We start from the raw sequence: 913 nt of genomic DNA, 5'->3' as shown, positions 1-913 counted from the left end.
TAAGGAAAAGCTGGCAAGGTTCTTGGCTCTTAATCGATTTATCACTAACCAGACTGACCAGCTAGGCATGACATTCAAATCGCTGCTACTGGAAAGACCGGAACTCTCTTACACTAAAGACCACCCGACAGAGCAAGCCGCAAGGCAGGTGTATCTCGATCTGGAAAATAAAAAGAAAACCGATGCTGTTGAAAAGATGAAGCAGGAAGGCTGGGGATTTTTCTTTGTGTATGACGGCAACGATACGCTCAGTCAGCAGCTTGCGCCTTCCATTCAAGCCTTTGCTGATCAATACCACTTTGAACTTCTTGGTATCAGCAATGATGAAACCTTCATCACCAATATCAAAGAGAACCGCCATAACCAAGGCAAGGTCACCGTTCCTTTTACGCCAGCGCTGATTTTGGTGCACCCCCGCACCGGAGAGATGAAGCCACTCGCGTATGGCTGGATAAGCCAGAATGATTTGCTTGGGCGTTTTTACAACGTTGCGACCGACTTTAAGCAATCGGATTTTTAATCGCCGCTTTCAATCGATAAACAGCCACCATATCAAAGCAAACAACGCAAGCGCTGCCATAAACCCCAAACCTAGCTCAACGTTCGATACCGCATTATTTATCTCGTCCATACCGCCCTCTTGGATGACAACACTTTACTTGTTTCTTTTTAACCTAAAACGCAAGGAGGCACCATGCCATCTCTTCGCACCCTTTTGCTCAGTTTTATACTACTGGTCGCTGGCACCGCACACGCCGCCATGCAAAACCAATACGCTCTGGTGTTCTTTTTTGAAAGCACCTGCCCATACTGCCACAAGACTGCACCCAAAATGACTCGCCTTAGCGAACGCTTCCAATTACCTATTTACGCTTTTTCTGTTGATGGGGCGGGCATTCCTGGCTTTGAAGTT

General features: G+C 47.0%; 2 protein-coding genes. Both read left to right on the top strand.

Features of this window, described 5'->3' with window-relative positions; genetic code table 11:
- The coding region (gene traF / locus OH459_RS28005) for a type-F conjugative transfer system pilin assembly protein TraF (RefSeq protein WP_269989882.1) at positions 1–520 on the top strand (520 nt) is incomplete at its 5' end.
- Positions 521–694: 174 nt separating this feature from the next.
- Positions 695–913 (top strand): conjugal transfer protein TraF (gene traF, locus OH459_RS28000; RefSeq protein WP_269989880.1); only part of this gene is annotated, 219 nt, incomplete at its 3' end.

This window comes from Vibrio sp. MM46, from assembly GCF_027587135.1.
In the GTDB taxonomy this organism is placed as follows: domain Bacteria; phylum Pseudomonadota; class Gammaproteobacteria; order Enterobacterales; family Vibrionaceae; genus Vibrio; species Vibrio harveyi.
This window is presented reverse-complemented; position numbering and strand designations above follow the sequence as displayed.